A 14,158-nucleotide genomic window follows, 5' to 3' on the forward strand; every position below is an offset into this window, starting at 1 on the left:
ATGTCACAAAAAATTAATATTATATCTCCTACTTCATATTATTCCTTTTCGACACTATTTTCAAGCTAAAATCTTACTTTGAGAATTTTAAGATATTTTCCATATATCTATGTTCAATTTACTAAAACTGCGCCTTTCGGTAACGCTTACATAAATAAGTCAATTGGAAAAAAACATGGACTTTTCTCCACTTTTTCCCTTTAATTATTTAAAGGATTAAAAAAATTCAGTGTTGCAGCTGTAATAGCAACTGCAAATATTACAGAACTTCATTCATTTATGGTAAAATTATAAAAACAATCTTAATTTACTCGGGGGGATATAGTGTGAGCACAGAGCAGAAAATCTATGATATAACGATTATCGGAGGGGGCCCTACAGGCTTATTCACAGCTTTTTACGGCGGAATGAGACAAGCCTCTGTTAATATAATAGAAAGTTTACCACAGCTTGGCGGACAACTTTCAGCGCTTTATCCAGAGAAATATATTTATGATGTAGCTGGGTTCCCAAAAATTCGCGCACAAGAATTGATCGATAATCTAAAGGAACAAATGGCGAAGTTTGACCCAACAATTTCTTTGGAGCAATCTGTAGAAACACTTGAGAAGCAAGCGGACGGCACCTTTAAAATTTCCACAGACAAAGAGGTTCATTATTCTAAATCAGTCATTATTACAGCTGGAAATGGCGCATTTCAACCTCGCCGCCTAGAGCTTGAAAGCGCCAGGCAGTATGAAGGTAAAAACCTTCATTACTTTATCGATGACTTAAACCATTTTGCCGGTAAAAAAGTTGTTGTATTTGGTGGCGGAGATTCTGCCGTAGACTGGGCATTAATGCTTGAGCCAATCGCTGAAAAAGTAACGATTGTTCATCGTAGAGATAAATTCCGCGCCCATGAACATAGTGTCGAAAACCTGCACAATTCTAGAGTGGATGTTAAAACACCATATATTCCTTCTGAGTTAGTCGGTGATGAGAACGGAATTAATCAAGTTATCTTAGAAAAAGTAGGCGAAGAGGAGAAAGAAGTTTTCGATGTTGATGCAGTAATTGTAAACTATGGATTTGTCTCTTCCCTTGGCCCAATTAAAGATTGGGGATTTGAAATCGAAAAAAATTCAATCGTCGTAAATCAAAAGATGGAAACAAATATTGAAGGTGTATATGCAGCTGGAGATATTTGTACGTATGATGGCAAAGTTAAATTAATTGCCTGCGGCTTCGGTGAGGCTCCTGTTGCTGTCAGCCATGCAAAAACATATATCGATCCGAAAGCAAGAGTTCAGCCTAAACATAGTACTTCAATGTTTTAATTTAAAAGTCCTTGGATGGTTCCGAGGGCTTTTTTTGAACAGATGCTGTAAAAAAGCAAAAATCAATTACCTTAATGGCAATTGATTTTTAAATTAATCAAGCATTTATTTAGCACTCTTCAGGCGTTCCAACCTTTGTTGCTGTTCTAAAAGAAGAGCCGCAGCCGCAATTGGCGATCGCATTCGGATTGTCGATGGTGAATCCCTCGTTCAGTTAAACGGTAGATTAAACGTGATAATATCAACGTTTAATGCCGTATTCGACGATTGTTATTGTTCTTTCAGATTAATAATATCGCTCAATCATAGCGATGGATTACGTTAACTCAATATTACCCAAAGTTTTCCGATAACACAAGCGATATTTGCATCGAATGCGTCATTATTCACGAATCAAAAGTTAACTGCGTCAGAATCGCGTTCACAAGCGTTATGTATCGACCGCCCGAAGGCGACCTCTCATTAATTCAGCAGCTTATCCAATTCAGCCAGCTCACGGCTAATATCTTCGCGCGTCACACGTACTCTTGACGTCGGCTCTTCCGATTTAACAATTTCCTTCTTATCGACTAGGCGACCGGACAACTTGAAGTATAGCTCTAGCGCCTTCATCGACGGAATGCCGTTGCTAGAACGTCCTTCTATCGACTCCTTAAGCTTTGCGACAGCCGTCGGCATGAAGTTATCAAGCGCATGATCCGCTAAATAAGTCTGATAAAGCGTAAAGTATCTGTCTTGACGCCAAGTATAGAGCGTGCGCACCGTAACCCCAAGCCCTTCCGCTATTTCCTCATAGCTTCGTTTACTTTTGCCGGCAAACTCGTTGTCTACTAGTGCCTGCGCCGCCTTCATTTGTTCCGGTGTTAGTTGCGATTTAATTTCTCCAAGTGTAATCATTATAAATCCCCCTCAATTTCCGCGTAACGTTCGCGCCACTTATCCATTAACGATTCGTCGGACCTGTAGCGTTCGCATTCTGCTTTTAAATCATCTATTTCAGTCGAATGGTTGACGCCGTGCTCTATTGACGGCTTCTTGCCCATTTTGATTAATCTAATAAACTGATGAAGCTGGCGGACTGCCTTTTCGACCGTGCCGTCATATGTGTCGTTGTTTAAGCGAATTATTAAGGCAAGTGCTCTGCCCGTAAATATCGCCCATAGTTTAGCCTCACGCCCGCCAGTTCCCGCTGTTTGGCCAATAAGTTTCAGCCCATCAAAGTAACGGTCTAGCTTCGAAGTATCAATCGGGTGCACTTCGTCTGTCTCGTTTAATATTTGCGTATATTTAACAATGTATGGCAGATAATCCGGTATATTCTCCGCGAGCACTATTGCGGCAGCATATGGCAAGAATGGCTCGGGCGGATCGGCTGGCTTGCCGGCTGCTATCCGTTCCCGGCGCATCTGTTCTATCCTTGCGGTTAATTCCGCCATGGTCGCTTGATGATTGCTCATATTTTTCCTCCTTGACGCATCAAAAAAGACGCCTTATTTGGCGTCATGTTTTGTATATTTATTTGATTTTTCTTGCACTAATACTTCGTCAGTCATAAAATGATATGTTGCTCCATTAATTGAATACGACTCGCCTTCCCAAATACCACGGTTAATAGCTGACCAATTTTTCTTTTTCGCATTAGTCTCTTCCTTAAAGAAATGCGCAGCTTCTTGGATACTATTGCATTCTCGGATAAGCGCTTCTCCTTTATAAATATTAACTGGAATTGCAACGTTATTTGTCTTTTTCGGTCTAATTCGCATTGTACACACTCCATCGAAAGTTAAAGTAACGCATTAATTAGAATCTCTCAAAGCTTCTGCATGTTCCATTTTACTCTTCGCTTCGTCATAATTTTCGTTTTTCACACTAACTCCTGCGTTTGCTATCAATTTTAAATACTCTTCTTTTTCCGGATGCTTTGACGTCAACTCAGCGCCAAATACATACAAATAGTTGCCCCATTCGGATGTTAGCTCTCCTGCTTCATAAAGACGGAAAAACTCTTCCTCCAATGGTTCCGCATATTCTAGCGAATAGACTTCTTTACCACCTTCAACTAAATCGTATACCTCTTGTGCTGTATACTTTTCCCACGGCACATCTTCAGCCTTTGCGGTAACTACGTCAGCGCTTGCTTTGACTTCTTTGCTTTTATCATCTTCCGTAGACTCATTTGCGCAAGCAGTTAATAGTAAAAGTAGCGCCAACATAGTTAATTTCCGCATCATCCATCACCTTTTTTACTTAAATTATACCATGAAGGCAATACGAATTTACATAGTTTTGTTAACAATTCCTAGTAATGTACATTCTTTACTTACGCGTATATCTTCAACGGACACCTTTTCGATAATACCTTTAATCATTTCCGCCACTTCTTGCGGACTTCCTTCCGGTAACTTCGAAAACTCTTCCGCGATCATGTCGTTAGGATTGACGTAAGCATAACTCGATAGCCAGCGAATCTCCCCGTCAGGAATGTCCGTTATATGTTGCGTAAAGTTATCACGATGACTCATTTCAATAAGACGAACGCGGCCGTCTTTAGCTACACCCGATAACACTATCGTTAGATAGGTATCATCCAGAACCAAGACACGCAACTCTCGTGCGATTTGTTCAACCGTAGCGTTCGAGGAAAGAGCCGGCAACTGATTAACAAGCTGCATTGTCGCGTCAACGTCGCCAGTAAACCCGACAATTACATTCTGATTGACGTTAAACACCTTTAAGGCTGCATCGTAATAGACATTATCATCACGAATATGAGTGCATCGGTGGTCACCGGCGATAATTGCGTAATCCTGTGTCGCGATAGTTATAACCAGACTCATAATGTATATTTCCCCCTCGATTGTAGAAAGAACTGGACATTTAACTGCGCTGCAATTCTGCCCAAATCATTCGGCAATATTTCTACCGTATGCCATCCTCTCAGTATTTTGTTCTCACTGTCCTTAGCTAAATAAGGAACCAAGTCAATGTTTTCCCCACTAGTTGCAGTATGCGGTATAACATTTCCATCAACCTTAATTTTTACCGCAGTAGGTAATCGGTCTAATTTATAAATCCCATGATCTATGTCATGACTATGATCCGGTAGTTCGATTTCGTGATGATGATTCGGGATAGATACGTCATGGCTGTGGTTCGGTACATTAAAATTGTGCGTGTGTGATGGAATATTTACCGTGTGTGTATGACTCGCTATACTAATGTCATGACTATGATTGAATCGATCACCTGGTATCTGGACCTCATGAACATGAGCGCTACTCAAACCTTCCGGAATACCGCTCAATAAATTCAGTTGTGCAAAGTTTCGTGTACTTGTTGTCGACTGCGTGCCCCCGCCTGAACTAGACGTCTGTGAACTACCACCGCCACTTGCTGTTGACGTGCTTACGCCGCCCCCTGCCGAACTTGTTGCCGTTGTAGCTCCGCCGCCTTTTGTGGTCTTAACGAGTGCGCCTCCACCTTTTGTTGCGCGCGAATACATGTAATAAACCATTTAATCCCTCCTAAAATTTAAAAAGACGCCCCGAAGGGCACCTTATGATTTGGTTATTCCTTTTTCCGCTGCGTCAAACTGCTCTTTGTCGTGAATATAATAGATATTTTGCATATTTCCGTCTGTATACTGCCTTAAATCTGGAACCTTTGAGCCGATATCGCCGATATGCGACTCTAGCTTCGCAATCCTGCGTCCTAGCTCGCCTTTTCGCTTTTCTAGTAGGTCGATTTCCACTTGATCCGTCCGCAATCCTTGCCCTGATCCGGCACTAGCTTTCTCGTATAATTGGTAATCGACCTCGATCAACTGACTGCGCAGCTTTTCAATTTCCTTTTTAACAGGCGTAGTCAGCTCGGCTAGCATCTCCTTAACCTCATATTTAACGGATTCTGCATCAGTCTGTATGCGTTGATAGTCCGCGAGCTTCTGTAAATACGTCTGCTTTGCCGCCAAGATATCGTCACGAACTTTTTCCGCGTCCTGCGCTTTCTTATTTAGCGCTTTTTCTGCTTCCGTGCGTGCTTCAACTAGATGAGACGTTAATTCGTCCAGGTCATAGTCGCTAATTTTCGGTAAGTTTGTCGTCAATAACGCTAACTCTTTGCTGGCAACTTCGATTTTTTCGTCGATTTTATCGATAGCTTTTGCGTCATAAGGCTTGGTAGGGTCGTAGTTTGCGGTTATGTTCGACTTTTGTGCCTCTAATTCCGTCATTTTAGTGCGTAACTCATGCTCACGGTCCAGATACGCTTGCTTGGTTTCCGATTTCTTTCTTAAAAATGCCTGTGCTTTCGCTAAAAATCCCGCCATTATTGATTGCCTCCTTCTTGTACTGATTCCGATTTCTGAATCCACGTATCAACTTGCGATAAATAAGCTTGCGTGCGTGTATCGCGTCCGTCTCGTTGCATATATTGCGTCTTAACTTCCGCATAATGATTCTTTAGCGCGTCCACCGACATGCCCGCGAGCGTTTGTACGTGTAATTTTTCGTAGTTCATTTCAATTCCTCCGTTATAGTTGATTTTCGTTGCAATGCATCTTTCGCCAAGCACTTTGACTCGTGAAGCCTTCCCTTGTCGCGAATGACTATCGACTCATTCCTCGGCCATCTAAGTCGTCGTTCAGATTTCGCACTGATATCATTCGTAAATACCATCGCTTTGTCGCCTGGCTCAAGTCGGTTCGCTATATGCCGATTCCAGGCATTAAACGTTGCCGTTCGCGAAAGTTTCTCATCGTAGTATAGACTCGCAATATAAACAGTATCATCATCAAGACGCTCGGCGATGCCTACTCCGGTTGCCCCGTCCGTTTTGATAGTCGTTACGTAAAATACTCTTCCTCCGATAATTAACCACTCCTTTAGGCATACGCCATTGTTTGCGCGGTCTGATTAAATGCTCGAAGCCTTCCGTATTGTTGATGAAGTATTGCACAAATGGTGTATACCAATCATCATAATAGGTTGGCAGATTTCGCTCTCGTTGGTCGCTGTTCATTCGGATACCTCCTCTTTTTCTGCAATTATCTTTAAAACTACTTCTTCCAATTCACGCACCAACATTTCATCACCGCTAACAAACTTACTGTATCGATGGATTTCTTCGTGTTTATCTTTATTAAATCGTGCTCTGATTTCCTTGTCATGCTTGCGTTTGTTACAACTCTGACAAGCGACAACGATATTCGACTGCGTATTTGCACCGCCCTTACTTAATGGAATGATATGATCCATAGATAGCCGTGATTGATCTAACTTGGTCTCGCAATATGCGCACACGCCGTCAAAAAACTCGAAAACTTCAATAATCTGCTCAACGGTTAAGTCATCAAAAACCTTATAACCTTGTTGTTTAATAGTCTTATGGCTTGTTTGAAGTGCCTGGCTAGCCTTTCCCCGAATGGTCCGACCATATTCCCGCATCCTTTTTGCTGCATCCGTGCGCTCACAATCTTTGCAGTAAGGGCGCCCATCCCGGTAAAAATCAGTATTTAGCTTTACTTGCTCACATTTAAAACACATTCTTTTCGGCTCATTATCAATTACAATCGTCATTAATAGTTCCCCCTATTGAATTAATTTAATGTTATTTTTCGCCAACACATCATCAAGCATATTTGCAAGGGTAGTGTTTTTATTTTTCTCTTCGAAAAGCTCTCGATTTAATTGGCGATGGTTAGTTGTAAACTCAACTTCGCAATCTTCTACGTCACACAATGCGAATACTAACGACTTATAGGCAGCGTAAATCGAATTGCATCGTTCGTATGTTCGACTCCTTACAATCACATTCCCATCCAAATCCGTGAATATTGTCTCGGCCGCAAAGACTGCCGGATCAATACGTTCGATTTTTTGTTTCAAATACATTGACAATCCTCCTTATTAAACTTATAATGTTATTGACGATAAAATAAAATGGATATCATATGGAGTTTTTCAAGAATTGATTATAAAAATGGTAAAATTCATCGGTAAATCCCATTTCAATTTTGGCAAGTTTAGCACGCATTAAATCCGAAATACCTCGCGTCCCTTTCTCAATAGCACAGACAGTCGAGGTCGAAACTCCAAGCCTACCCGCAAATTCTTCTTGCGATTCACCGAGATAATACCTAATTGCTTTCGCTTTTTTAGCATCCACTATTAAAACCTCCTTTTTATTTACTATTTGGGCAAAAATTAACGGGCTTCCTTGCCCATACCTATATTTAACGTGGTTTCTTGGACGCTTTCACGGCATATCCCTACTACTTTTTCGTATAATTTGGCTTCTTTTTCTATTGAACTTGCACGACTTCTTCTCTCTTCCGTTTCCCTATCGCGATAACCTTTATAAGTCTCTGCTTTCGCTCCTATTTCCAGCAATGTTTTTGGCTCGAATAAACGTTCATGCTTAAAATAAGCGTCGTCTTTTTCTGCTTGTCTAGCTTCGCTGTAAGCACTCGGCGGTAAATATGTGCCAGCTTTCTTAAAATTCGCTAATGATTCATGTTCGCGTTTTCTGCAATCATTCGAGCAAAACTTCTGATCCTTGCGACGTGGAATAAAATAGTCAAGGCAAAATCGATGCTCACACGGTTTGAATTTCTTTCGCTCGGCTGAATACTGTTCGCGAGTTATTTTACCGCGTTCCAAACGTGTTAATAAATTATCGACCAGGTCCGGCAAAGTAAACGACGATTTATGAACATACTGGCGTTCTAGCTCCGCCCATTCTGCGCGCGTCCTTTGTTTAATGGCTTCTCGTTCAATATTCTCGCCCACCATGAAATAGATGCCGCCGAGTAAAGCAAGTTTTGTTGTTGATGGAGCAGGCTCCTTTTCTAGGTAACTATTAACATCGCGATTTAATGCCTCTACGTCTATTTGATTCGCTCTCTCGTACTCCATTCTTAAGTCGTATAACGGTGAATTGGCTCTTTTCAATAATATCTTCTCCTTTGTTTTTCTACTTGTCCTGAACGGGACAGCTATTAAATTTCGTATTTAGCCCAAGCATTTAATAATCCCCGCATACGCTCAGCCGGAATATAGGCATGGATTGATTGCCCGTTTCTAATCCTAGAACGCCATAACCACTGAACTAATTCACTGAGCGCGTATAGGTCCTCGTTAACAGAAATATGGTTGTCTTGAAAGAAAGCCGCCTTGTCTTTATTCATGAACCTATTCATTAAATACGCAACCGCTCGACGATCTGCATACTCGTTTGTGGCTCTGGTATTATGCGGTATGAATGATTTTTTAAATCCTCTTGGCGCTATCAAGGGTTCTACCTCCTTCAGTGTAGAGATATAGACATCATCTTTCTTAGCGTTATTGGCATACCGTCTGAAAAAGTTTGCAGTATTATTCTTAATTTGCCTCAATGTACTATCATCGTATTTTTTTAGCTTCGCTTGACTAAGTGCATATTTCCCGCGTCCTACTTCATTCATTTTCCCATCGTAAACTTCGATCAGTGAATACAATTCTTCACGCTTTTCCTTTGTCACGTCATGCACACATAGTTCATATACGTCACCGACCTTTTCTACGCTTCTGTAATCATACTTAAATCCAAACATATCAAAGTAATAACGCTGCATCTGGCACTTGAATAGGTACGTCAGTACAATTGCCTTTGGAAACGCCTTAAACACACCTGGCGGAAAGGCCCATACCATAAACGACCCGCGAAATAGATAAAGATTGCCCGCCTGCGCTAACTCTCGAATATCCCTATAACGCCCCGCATCTTCCGAATCACCCGTCCAATCAACCCGCATTGTCTCTTCGTTTATCACTATATCTCCATTCACTTTCAGTCGATTGATATCCGTCGTCTTAATCGAAACACTTTCAACAACGTCCATCACTTCGTCTAATATCAGTGTATAGCCCGATTGTTCCAACAGTTCCACAACTTCCTCGTCAGCTCGCGAAAATAATGCGTGCGTGCTTACAATATCTCGATTATTTGCGATTAACCTTTTCAAATCCTCCAACTTTGACGTACCGTTATAAATCGTCGGCTCAACGAATTTCCTTTCAACAACGCTTTTTTTAATCCGTTCTACTTCCGAGAGAAACGGCGTGATATAGATAAAATTTTCGACCGCGTTCGTCTTATTCATATGCTGAATCGCCCATTGCGTTTTGCCCGAACCCATAACTGCGTCAATTACTGTGATTTCCGTCATTAATAATCGCCTCCTATTTTTTCAAGCCCGTACGGATTCTGCGACATTTCCGTCGCAAAATTTCTCAGAAACGTTGATATACCGCGGTTTACAGCACCTCTCCCTTAAATATAAAAGAGCATAGTATTTAAACCCTTGCGCCATTTCGTTTCACTACATGTCGCTGTGCTTTTAATTAAAACCTTTCGCGACAATATACATAACAGCACGAACGTTAGTGAGTGCAGGCGTTAGCCTGTTGCTTTTCGGTTTTTGATGTATAGCCGTTTGAATAAATCGTAACCAACGTTATATCTTTGCGATACCCACTCATTCCCTCCGCTGTCAGGATGCGCTTTTGCCCTAGCTTTCCTAAACGCTCGATCTATCTCACTTAGCGACGCAGTTTCGTCTAACCCTACCATCGAAGCAAAAATTCCCATACCGTTATCGCCTCCCCTAAAGAACGAATTGGCCAGCTTCTCCGTATTTAACGCCCTGGTTAAGCGATTTATTTCGTCATCCTTTCGCTTATTATCAGCAGACGCTTCTTGTAGCTTTCCTTTCAGCGTAGCAATTTCCGTCTCTAAGGCAGATACTTCTGTCCGCAATTCTTTCTCAGAATCTATCGGGCTGCTTTCCTTATGTCGCTTTGGTTTCTTAGCAGGATACTCCTTTCCGTCCGAACCTTTTACGCGATTACCTGTCCCGCTTGGGACACCTTTTAACCAACGTTCAACAGACGACTTGCTGACGCCGACCCATTCTGCAATCTGACGATAGGACCGTTGTTCCGCTCGAAGCTCCCTCGCTCGTTTCTTTTTATCTGCTGTAGATATAGTTCTAGCGGTTGCGTTAGATGTATGTGCAACCTCAAGCTTCTCCTCTTCTGACATAGGAATCGTTATGAGACAAGCTACCTCATCGAAATCTAGTAATTTCGCAGCTTTCAGTCTTTGATGCCCATCTAAAACGGTTAAATTCTCGTCAAGTAACAGTGGATAAATTATCATTTCTTTCGATTTAATATCTTCTACTAAACTTTTAAACGCTTCTTTATTCATATCTGGCCAGACCTGGTAATGCTTTACTTTAATTTGGTCAACTTTAATCTGCTGTACCATTGGGACACCTCCAAAAAGTTTGTTCATAAAATAGTACCCTGCTCATTTCCATTTCGCACAACCTTCACTCTATAATAGGAGATGACTTATAAAACCGCGCAACTTTTCGTCTACAGTATAATATAGGCGCAACTTTTCCTTTTCGGACGAATTTATAAGTACAATTCATAGGACGCATGAGCCACTAACTTCGGACAATCTCTTCACCCCCACTTAGTATGACGCCTTAGCCAATAGTTCAGCGCATTTTTGTCTATATAAGACTTAATGGCTTTTCACTTAATTTCTGACATGTTTTACAAAAGTTTTTTGCCGTACATAGAATACAATGCAAAAAAACTTAATTTCGCCCAATAAAAATTAAAATAATTACCTCCTTATTGAAAATAACGAAAATATAACTAATTTCTTACCTAAGTTTTGATAAATATTTTTCCTTCTATAAGATAAGATTCCGTAACGATTAATTTCTTACATGAAATAACTCGAAATCTCCTTCATAAAGGTGGTACATTTGATAAATCGTTTTCAAACACTTTTCAGAAAAAAAACTTAATATCGTGAACCCTATATTTTATATAACGTCTGACTATCGCAAACTGGACAATTTTCTCCTTCATATGTAAGGTACAATTGAAAAGTTAATTTCGCGCAACCTTCGCTTTAAATAACGGATGACTTTCGGATAGTGGAACTTTTCGATACTCAAAAGGTGATACGTTTGTTATTTAATTTCAAGCAATATAATCGAAAAAAAGCTAGGCGCGTCCGTCATATTGCCTTCGCAGTGTCCAAATAAAGTCACAACGGAACATCATTCATCTGTGTAAAGTGTTGATAAATACGCCACATGTGTCGCTTTTCCATTAAAACGAAAATAGGCCGACAACTTGTGACGACCCAGCACACAACGTACTATATTTGCCGATATAATAAGCTCCGTGCCAGGTCGCGTGTCGATTATGTCCGCTTGCCGATGCACCCTTGCCACCGATGCATCGACTTAACGGATCACCTTTCCGTAACTTTAGACCGCAGCCATTAAGTCTATAAGCACCGACGGGTCCTCGCGCATGTACTCATCGCCCGCTTTATCTAAATCGACCAATACTACGCCTTGCTCGTCCGTTAATTGCGCCTCATACAAGCCAAGCTCTCCGTTGCCTGCCACGAATACTTTGCCGTTCGGGAATAATATTCCGCTTTCGTTGTCCGCTTCGCTCGTAACACCTTCAAAAATATATCGCACAGTTACCTTCGTCATTTTAAATTCCTCCGTTATTTAAAATTAGATTTATTAATAAGTCTCGATCGCATTCCAACGATTCATAGTCAGCAACAATCGCCACATCGTCGCCTTTCATTTCAACTAGATTATAAATACTGACGCCACCAATATCGTCGACCGCAAGAACTATGTCATTATCGAAAACAATGCCGTTTTCATGATATATTTCGCCCGGCGGCGACCAACCTTCGCTAATAAATTCGACCTTTACTTGCTTCAACACTTAAAACCCTCCTAGCGATGCATATTTACGTATCACGTCGATAAAGCTTGCGCCTGCCAGCCAGTTAAGCTCTTCCGCCGTCACCGCATGCTCGATTGATACCCGGAATATTCGACACTTGGCTAAATCAATTTCGTTTTCAATCGGCTGCTCGGCGACGCGGAACGTCAGCCCTTCGTAACCTCCATGCTCTGCGGTTACATCGTCCGCAAATAAAATAGTCGGCTCTGTCATTGGCTCGAAGCCATCGTTGCTAGAATCGATAAAACGGATTAAATTAAGTTTAGTCACTCGACATCACCCACCCAATAAAAGATGCTGCGATAATTCCTGCCCACAAAAACCACAAGTAAGCTACTACGATCCCCATTCCAACGCCTCCATAATTACGTTATTTAGTAATTTATACCCTTAGTATAATTACGTTATTTAGTAATGTCAACAAATAAATTACGAAATTGCGAAATTTTTATTTTTATCTTATAATACAAGTAGTATTGAAGGGAGGAGCTTACTATTGAGAGTTAAATTGCAAATAAAATTGGACAAGGTATTGAAAGATAGAGGTATGACGCAACTGGATTTAGCTAGGCTTATTGATGAGGATAGGGAAAAACGAGGTATAGAAAAGCGAGTTAGAACCGCGGCAATCAGTGAATTATATAACAATCAACGCAAATCAATTAATAAAGAACTAATAGAAGAAATCGCTAGTGTATTAAATATCGCTGACATTGACAATCTCATAGACTTTAAGGAAGTAAAAGCCCCCGAATAGTCGGAGGCTCTTTTTATAGGTGTTTTCGTAAATCTCGCGCTACCTCTTCTTTGTCTAAGTGTAAATAACTTGTTGTAACGGAGATATTACTATGACCTAGCGCCCTGGAAATTAAAGCGACACTAGCACCTTTATTATATAAATTTTTCGCGAAACCACGCCGTAAATCATGCGGTCGAATATTACTTATACCGAATTTTTCAGAGTAACTTTTCAATCTCTTTGGAATTATGTTATTGGTTTTATTGTCACTTATTGAATTAGCGTTCCTCGTGATAAATACAAATGAATTTTCCTTATTATTGTTGTGTATTATTTTCTCGTTTTGCCTAATTAGCGCCTTTAATAATCTATGTAAAACTTCATCAAATGGAAGCAGTAATTGTTCGTGATTCTTCATTATTGATCCATCCAATTTTAGCATATTTATATCGAAATCAATATGTTTTACTTGTAGTAAAGAAAGAGTGTTTAATCTTATACCTGTACGGTACATTAGTAGTGCAGCTGTTCCATCCCTCAATTGTATGTAGTCTTTAAAATCTAATTTTGATAACAACTGATTAATATCCTCATCAGTAGTTCCCTCCTTTATCTTGCTGTCCACTTTAACTTTGATTAATTTCCAGAAGTTATTTTCTATCCACCCATTATCGAGGCACCTTGATAAGAATGCTTTTAAACACTTCAACCTTGTTAATCGGGTTTGATTACTTACATTCATTTTCGATAACCAATAATATATAGAAGATACATCAATATCTTGCACTTTTCGGACACCTGTTTCCTTAATAAAGTTAGAAACATGCAACTCGTAATCTCTAATTGTCCGCGGTCTATTACCACTAATCTCCATTTGCTTAATTACCATAGATAAAGCTTCAATAATTGTTTCAGGTAATTTTCTAAAAATATTGTCTTTAAGCTCGTTTAAATCTTCTGTAATAGTATAAATATCTTTTTTCCTTGTCATATTAAACCCTCCTTTTTAACGGTTATGATATCATATGAAACGGATAACAAAAACCGTCATGGTACTTACAGCCACAAGGTTTTCCATCGTCTTTTCTTCGTCTATTACACGTCTGTTAACGCGTCAATTTGTCGTTAAGGAGTGATCTGAAATGTTTTCATTTTTCGGATTAGGAGAAAATCAAATGAGGTTCTGTCGGAGTTTGGTAAAATTAAGAAAAACCGGGCATAGCCCGGTCCTTTTCATGGTTAGAGAATATCCGATAATT

At 40.4% G+C, this 14,158-nt stretch carries 21 protein-coding genes and 1 pseudogene; 2 read left to right on the forward strand and 20 right to left on the reverse strand.

Annotated elements, in window-relative coordinates; genetic code table 11:
• Nucleotides 1-326: 326 nt before the first annotated feature.
• A complete protein-coding gene (locus CWS20_RS17230; protein WP_101226353.1) occupies nucleotides 327-1,319 on the forward strand; it encodes an NAD(P)/FAD-dependent oxidoreductase in 993 nt (330 codons plus the stop codon).
• A gap of 109 nt (nucleotides 1,320-1,428) precedes the next feature.
• Here CWS20_RS17230 and CWS20_RS28755 read toward each other — a convergent pair.
• The 19 genes and pseudogenes from CWS20_RS28755 to CWS20_RS17325 all read right to left on the reverse strand — a co-directional run.
• A pseudogene (locus tag CWS20_RS28755) lies at nucleotides 1,429-1,524 on the reverse strand (iron-sulfur cluster assembly accessory protein); the annotation flags it as partial.
• A gap of 257 nt (nucleotides 1,525-1,781) precedes the next feature.
• The gene (locus CWS20_RS17240) at nucleotides 1,782-2,216 is read right to left on the reverse strand and encodes a phBC6A51 family helix-turn-helix protein (protein WP_066190616.1); all 435 of its coding nucleotides are present in this window, start codon (nucleotides 2,214-2,216) and stop codon (nucleotides 1,782-1,784) included.
• Nucleotides 2,216-2,725 (reverse strand): hypothetical protein, encoded by a 510-nt coding sequence (locus tag CWS20_RS17245; protein ID WP_142385395.1) that lies wholly within the window; start codon nucleotides 2,723-2,725, stop codon nucleotides 2,216-2,218. The genes CWS20_RS17240 and CWS20_RS17245 overlap by 1 nt, the downstream gene beginning before the upstream one ends.
• Before the next feature lie 84 nt (nucleotides 2,726-2,809).
• Nucleotides 2,810-3,082 (reverse strand): hypothetical protein, encoded by a 273-nt coding sequence (locus CWS20_RS17250; protein WP_066190612.1) that lies wholly within the window; start codon nucleotides 3,080-3,082, stop codon nucleotides 2,810-2,812.
• A 33-nt stretch (nucleotides 3,083-3,115) separates the two neighbouring features.
• A complete protein-coding gene (locus tag CWS20_RS17255) occupies nucleotides 3,116-3,550 on the reverse strand; it encodes a hypothetical protein (RefSeq protein ID WP_142385396.1) in 435 nt (144 codons plus the stop codon).
• A 45-nt stretch (nucleotides 3,551-3,595) separates the two neighbouring features.
• Complete coding sequence (locus tag CWS20_RS17260) at nucleotides 3,596-4,156, reverse strand: Ntn hydrolase family protein (RefSeq protein ID WP_066190606.1); 561 nt, start codon at nucleotides 4,154-4,156, stop codon at nucleotides 3,596-3,598.
• Nucleotides 4,153-4,821: a hypothetical protein gene (locus tag CWS20_RS17265; RefSeq protein ID WP_142385397.1), complete on the reverse strand. Its 669-nt coding sequence runs from the start codon at nucleotides 4,819-4,821 to the stop codon at nucleotides 4,153-4,155. Before CWS20_RS17265 ends, CWS20_RS17260 begins: the two co-directional genes overlap by 4 nt.
• A 54-nt stretch (nucleotides 4,822-4,875) precedes the next feature.
• Complete coding sequence (locus CWS20_RS17270) at nucleotides 4,876-5,646, reverse strand: hypothetical protein (protein WP_066190601.1); 771 nt, start codon at nucleotides 5,644-5,646, stop codon at nucleotides 4,876-4,878.
• The gene (locus CWS20_RS17275) at nucleotides 5,646-5,837 is read right to left on the reverse strand and encodes a hypothetical protein (RefSeq protein ID WP_066190598.1); all 192 of its coding nucleotides are present in this window, start codon (nucleotides 5,835-5,837) and stop codon (nucleotides 5,646-5,648) included. Before CWS20_RS17275 ends, CWS20_RS17270 begins: the two co-directional genes overlap by 1 nt.
• A 273-nt stretch (nucleotides 5,838-6,110) precedes the next feature.
• Entirely contained in the window at nucleotides 6,111-6,338 is a 228-nt protein-coding gene (locus CWS20_RS17280; RefSeq protein ID WP_066190595.1) for a hypothetical protein, read from the reverse strand.
• Nucleotides 6,335-6,895, reverse strand: coding sequence for an HNH endonuclease (locus CWS20_RS17285; protein WP_066190593.1), 561 nt, complete (start codon nucleotides 6,893-6,895; stop codon nucleotides 6,335-6,337). Before CWS20_RS17285 ends, CWS20_RS17280 begins: the two co-directional genes overlap by 4 nt.
• Before the next feature lie 12 nt (nucleotides 6,896-6,907).
• Entirely contained in the window at nucleotides 6,908-7,210 is a 303-nt protein-coding gene (locus tag CWS20_RS17290) for a hypothetical protein (RefSeq protein ID WP_066190591.1), read from the reverse strand.
• Nucleotides 7,211-7,265: 55 nt separating this feature from the next.
• Complete coding sequence (locus CWS20_RS17295) at nucleotides 7,266-7,484, reverse strand: helix-turn-helix domain-containing protein (RefSeq protein WP_066190589.1); 219 nt, start codon at nucleotides 7,482-7,484, stop codon at nucleotides 7,266-7,268.
• Between the two features lie 38 nt (nucleotides 7,485-7,522).
• Nucleotides 7,523-8,269, reverse strand: a complete 747-nt coding sequence (locus CWS20_RS17300; protein ID WP_066190586.1) for a hypothetical protein — start codon at nucleotides 8,267-8,269, stop codon at nucleotides 7,523-7,525.
• A 47-nt stretch (nucleotides 8,270-8,316) separates the two neighbouring features.
• The gene (locus CWS20_RS17305; RefSeq protein ID WP_066190584.1) at nucleotides 8,317-9,525 is read right to left on the reverse strand and encodes a DEAD/DEAH box helicase family protein; all 1,209 of its coding nucleotides are present in this window, start codon (nucleotides 9,523-9,525) and stop codon (nucleotides 8,317-8,319) included.
• A 230-nt stretch (nucleotides 9,526-9,755) separates the two neighbouring features.
• Nucleotides 9,756-10,628, reverse strand: a complete 873-nt coding sequence (locus CWS20_RS17310) for a ParB/RepB/Spo0J family partition protein (protein ID WP_066190582.1) — start codon at nucleotides 10,626-10,628, stop codon at nucleotides 9,756-9,758.
• 1,027 nt (nucleotides 10,629-11,655) lie between these two features.
• On the reverse strand, nucleotides 11,656-11,892 hold the full coding sequence (locus CWS20_RS17315; RefSeq protein WP_066190579.1) for a hypothetical protein: 237 nt from the start codon (nucleotides 11,890-11,892) through the stop codon (nucleotides 11,656-11,658).
• Between the two features lies 1 nt (nucleotide 11,893).
• Nucleotides 11,894-12,139, reverse strand: coding sequence for a hypothetical protein (locus CWS20_RS17320; RefSeq protein ID WP_066190577.1), 246 nt, complete (start codon nucleotides 12,137-12,139; stop codon nucleotides 11,894-11,896).
• The gene (locus CWS20_RS17325) at nucleotides 12,140-12,430 is read right to left on the reverse strand and encodes a hypothetical protein (protein ID WP_066190575.1); all 291 of its coding nucleotides are present in this window, start codon (nucleotides 12,428-12,430) and stop codon (nucleotides 12,140-12,142) included.
• A gap of 226 nt (nucleotides 12,431-12,656) precedes the next feature.
• On the opposite strand from CWS20_RS17325, the gene CWS20_RS17330 reads away from it, so the two are divergent.
• Nucleotides 12,657-12,917, forward strand: coding sequence for a helix-turn-helix domain-containing protein (locus CWS20_RS17330; protein ID WP_142385398.1), 261 nt, complete (start codon nucleotides 12,657-12,659; stop codon nucleotides 12,915-12,917).
• A gap of 13 nt (nucleotides 12,918-12,930) precedes the next feature.
• Here the strand turns inward: CWS20_RS17330 and CWS20_RS17335 are convergent, their stop codons facing one another.
• Nucleotides 12,931-13,890, reverse strand: a complete 960-nt coding sequence (locus CWS20_RS17335) for a tyrosine-type recombinase/integrase (RefSeq protein ID WP_066190573.1) — start codon at nucleotides 13,888-13,890, stop codon at nucleotides 12,931-12,933.
• Nucleotides 13,891-14,158 lie beyond the last annotated feature (268 nt).

Source organism: Cytobacillus horneckiae, from assembly GCF_002835735.1.
GTDB classification, from domain to species: domain Bacteria; phylum Bacillota; class Bacilli; order Bacillales; family Cytobacillaceae; genus Cytobacillus; species Cytobacillus horneckiae.

Bases quoted from the DNA above. Each gene is read 5' to 3' on its own strand.
- CWS20_RS17240 (WP_066190616.1), bottom strand. From the start codon at position 2,216: ATGATTACACTTGGAGAAATTAAATCGCAACTAACACCGGAACAAATG.
- CWS20_RS17245 (WP_142385395.1), bottom strand. From the start codon at position 2,725: ATGCGCCGGGAACGGATAGCAGCCGGCAAGCCAGCCGATCCGCCCGAG.
- CWS20_RS17250 (WP_066190612.1), bottom strand. From the start codon at position 3,082: ATGCGAATTAGACCGAAAAAGACAAATAACGTTGCAATTCCAGTTAAT.
- CWS20_RS17255 (WP_142385396.1), bottom strand. From the start codon at position 3,550: ATGATGCGGAAATTAACTATGTTGGCGCTACTTTTACTATTAACTGCT.
- CWS20_RS17260 (WP_066190606.1), bottom strand. From the start codon at position 4,156: ATGAGTCTGGTTATAACTATCGCGACACAGGATTACGCAATTATCGCC.
- CWS20_RS17265 (WP_142385397.1), bottom strand. From the start codon at position 4,821: ATGTATTCGCGCGCAACAAAAGGTGGAGGCGCACTCGTTAAGACCACA.
- CWS20_RS17270 (WP_066190601.1), bottom strand. From the start codon at position 5,646: ATGGCGGGATTTTTAGCGAAAGCACAGGCATTTTTAAGAAAGAAATCG.
- CWS20_RS17275 (WP_066190598.1), bottom strand. From the start codon at position 5,837: ATGAACTACGAAAAATTACACGTACAAACGCTCGCGGGCATGTCGGTG.
- CWS20_RS17280 (WP_066190595.1), bottom strand. From the start codon at position 6,338: ATGAACAGCGACCAACGAGAGCGAAATCTGCCAACCTATTATGATGAT.
- CWS20_RS17285 (WP_066190593.1), bottom strand. From the start codon at position 6,895: ATGACGATTGTAATTGATAATGAGCCGAAAAGAATGTGTTTTAAATGT.
- CWS20_RS17290 (WP_066190591.1), bottom strand. From the start codon at position 7,210: ATGTATTTGAAACAAAAAATCGAACGTATTGATCCGGCAGTCTTTGCG.
- CWS20_RS17305 (WP_066190584.1), bottom strand. From the start codon at position 9,525: ATGACGGAAATCACAGTAATTGACGCAGTTATGGGTTCGGGCAAAACG.
- CWS20_RS17310 (WP_066190582.1), bottom strand. From the start codon at position 10,628: ATGGTACAGCAGATTAAAGTTGACCAAATTAAAGTAAAGCATTACCAG.
- CWS20_RS17315 (WP_066190579.1), bottom strand. From the start codon at position 11,892: ATGACGAAGGTAACTGTGCGATATATTTTTGAAGGTGTTACGAGCGAA.
- CWS20_RS17335 (WP_066190573.1), bottom strand. From the start codon at position 13,890: ATGACAAGGAAAAAAGATATTTATACTATTACAGAAGATTTAAACGAG.